The organism is Stenotrophomonas sp. P5_B8 (assembly GCF_054049855.1).
On sequence record NZ_JBFULO010000402.1, the window covers coordinates 1 to 3,432 of the forward strand.

General features: G+C 68.6%; 2 protein-coding genes. Both read right to left on the reverse strand.

The genetic code is table 11. From position 1 onward, the window contains the following. The coding region (locus ACXJKH_RS17085) for a hypothetical protein (RefSeq protein ID WP_457321112.1) at positions 1–766 on the reverse strand (766 nt) is incomplete at its 3' end. A 99-nt stretch (positions 767–865) separates the two neighbouring features. Further along, on the reverse strand, positions 866–3,432 hold a 2,567-nt coding region (locus tag ACXJKH_RS17090; RefSeq protein ID WP_457321114.1), incomplete at its 5' end, for a UvrD-helicase domain-containing protein.

Genomic DNA, 3,432 nt, shown 5'->3' on the forward strand with positions numbered 1-3,432 from the left:
ACCCGACCATGATGATCTCCGCCCCCACCGGGAACGTCTGCAGCCACGCCGCATCGTCGTGGCCGACGCTGACTTCAACGAACTCCCGCCGATCCATGATGCCGCTCTGCTGGTACTTCGGCGCGCAGTTCAGGAAGGTGGCCCCTTGGGCGGCATCGCCCTGGGCCGCCCGATGCGAGCGGACCGTGCCAACCAGTGCCAGCGGCACGTCGTTGGACGCCGCGTCCAGGCGGTGCCAGGCCGCGTCGTAGCGCTCCTGGTCGTAGAAAAAGTTCTCCCAGGCCACTTTCTTCTTGCCCAGCCGCAGCACGACCTGCGAGGCGATCAGGTCGTCGCTCCCGCACATCGCGCGCACGGCGAGCAGATCGGCGAGGGTATGCAGGTGGCCATCCAGTCGCGCATCGGTGGCACCGCGTTTCAATCCCTGGTGCAGGCCCAGCAGGCGCAGCTCGTGCTTGCCATCGTCCTGCGGCTGTACGAAATCCGGATCGGACACGCTCGCCAGCAGCGCCGCCAGCCGACCGGGGGCGTTGTAGCGGCAGCCCGGCACGTGTTCGGCGCCCTTGTCCAGGGTGATGTAGGCCGGCATCTCGACCACGGCGTGGCGGTCCGTACCGCGTTGCGTGTGCGCAGGGACAAACCGGACCGGCACCCCGCAGCCTTGGCCATCGCACAATAGCGTCGGCAGGGTCTGACCGGTCTCGTGCCGCTTCTGCAGCGCGTCCAGCCCATGTACCGCGCCCTGGCTGCCGACCGCACTGCGCATTTTGATTCCGCCACYCATCTGTAACCACTGCACCACCGGAGGAGCTACATGGTAGTCCTCCGCCACCGAACCTGAGCGGTATGGCGCATGCGTTCGGGCTCAGCGCGCCGTCGCGTGGCCGGGGCGCAACGTGGTCGCTTGCCGTGGCTTGTACTGGCAGCGCGGATAGCCCGAACACGATTGGAACGTCCCGTAGGCCCCACTGCGCTGCACGATCACTCCGCCGTCGCAGGCCGGGCAGGGCTGTTCCTGGATCGGCTGTCCGGCGAGCGAGGTCACCGTCACCGCGCCGTCCTCGATCAATTCGCCAAGGAACGACGAGCGTTTTCCGCGCACGGTGAACATCGCCACCGTACGTCGCGCCCGGGTCAGTGCCAYATAGAACAGCCGGCGTTCTTCGCCCAGCGGCCAGGTGTCGGCCTGCGGCATGGCCAGGGTCAGCACCGGATCATCGGCGCGGGTACTGGGGAAGCTGCGCTCCAGCATTGCCGGCAGGATCACGATATCGGCCTCGGCGCCCTTGGCACGATGTGCGGTCAGGAAGCGAACGTCCATGTGCTGCCCGAAGCGCGCCTGCCAATCCGGCGGCACGAACGCGCGATCGGCGTTGTAACGGCCCAGCACGAACACCGACAACCTGCCGTTCCGGCCCGGCGCGCGCTCGCCGCTGAGCAGCTGGCGCTGCAGCTGCTGCAGATACTGGCCGACCGCATCCTGGAGCTGGTCGCGGTGGGTGACCTGGAATGCCTGCAGCACCGGACCCTGCGCGGGGGTGTGCGAACGCACCTGCTTGCGGATCTGCGCCGGATTCCTGGAGATGAACCGGCTGGAGACATCGCACAGCGCCTGCGGGCAGCGGAAGGTCTGTTGCAGCTGCAGCACCTGGCCCTGCCCGAACCACGCCACGAAGCCGGTCATCATCGACACGTCCGCGCCGGCGAAGCGGTTGATCGACTGCCAGTCATCGCCCACCGCGAACAGGTGCCGCCCCGGTGCCTGCACCAGCGCCCGGCACAGCCGCGCCCGTGCGCGCGAGGCGTCCTGGAACTCATCGGCCATCACCAGTTCGTACGGGGGCTGGTAATGCCCCTGTTCCACGTACGCCGCAGCTTGGTTGAGCATGTCCTCGAAATCGATCGCGTGCTCGGCGGCCAGCGCAGCGTCCCAGGCCTGCAGGATCGGCGTGGCCAGCTGCAGGAACAGGCGGTGCCGGTGCTTGAACTGGTCTTCGGGCATCGCGCGCAGGCGCTGCGCCATGTCGGCCATCGACAGCCCGTTGCTCTTGGCGTGGCTGATGAAGGTGCGCACCAGCGCGATCAGTTCCGCATCGGGCATCGGCCTGGCGCCACCGTCGGGCAGCTCCCGGTCCGGATTGGGATCCAGCACGATGCCCCGCTGCGACAACGCATCGGCCAGGTCGGTGAACAACGCACCGCTGCGCAGTTGCTGCGGGGTGGTCTGGAGCTGATCGGCATGGGACCGTTGGACAGCCGCACCGGCGTGGCGATCGGCATCCAGCGCCAGATGTGCATGCGACACGCCGATGGTGGGGTACTGGAACGCCGGCGGATGGGCGCGGTACGCATCGGCGACCGGGTCGAACGCGCCCTGGCGCTCGTACCGATACGGCACGCCGTTGTAGAACAGCCAGTCGGCGATCACGCATTCCTCGATGCCGCGTACGCGCTCACCGTTGAGCGTCTGCAGGAACGGCGTGCCGTCGGCTTCCCAGCCATCGGCGGGCGAGAGCTCGCCCTGCGCGGGCAGATCACGCCCGAACACCAGCCGGAACATGTCCCATTGCGTGCGGAACGGCAGCGACCGGTCTTTCAGTACGTCCACCAGGTCGGCCAGTTTATGGAAACCCTGGGTCGCATCCACCGCCCATGCCGGCACCTCGGGCATGCGCCCGCTGGCCTTGCCGATGATCTGCCGGCCCAGCGCATGGAAGGTCCGGGCCTCCACGCGGACCCCGTCCATCCCCAGGCGTTGCAGGGCTGCGTCGCTACGCTGCTGCAATTCGGTGGCCGCTTCCTGGTTGAAGGCGAGCATCACGATCCGTTCCGGCGCGACCAGCCCACGGTCGATCGCGTAGGCGGCCTTGGCCACCATCGTGGCGGTCTTGCCCGAACCGGCTGCGGCCACCACCTGCACGCGGTTGTCGAAACACACCACCGCACGGCGCTGCTCATCGGTGAGCGGCTGCCGCTCCACGCGGTCGAGCAGGTCGCCGCTGTAGTCCAGCTCGCGTTGCAGGTGGGCTTCGTTGCGCGCTGCCCAGAGCGCCGGCCAGTCGGCGCCGTAGCGGAGCAGCTCCGCTTCGATCCGTGACGGCTCGCCCTGCAGCTGCGCGCGCAACTGCGGATCGTCGAACACCGCCCACAGCGCGTCGTCGTCCAGCGGCAGGTCAGGCTGCTGCCGCAGCAACGCCTGTTGCTGCTCATGGGTGAACCAGCGACCCTGCGCATCGGCCTGGTCGAGCGCCGCGTCGGCCTGCGYCAGCCACGCACGGATCGCCAGCAGCGACGCATCGGCGTCCAGCAGTTGCTCATTCTGCGCGCGCGCCTGCTCAAGGGCGGCAAGCGCGGCGCGCAACGAACGCGCCTGCGCATTGGGCAGGCCATCCAGCGGCAGCGCATCGGGCTGCCCCGGGAACAGGATCACGC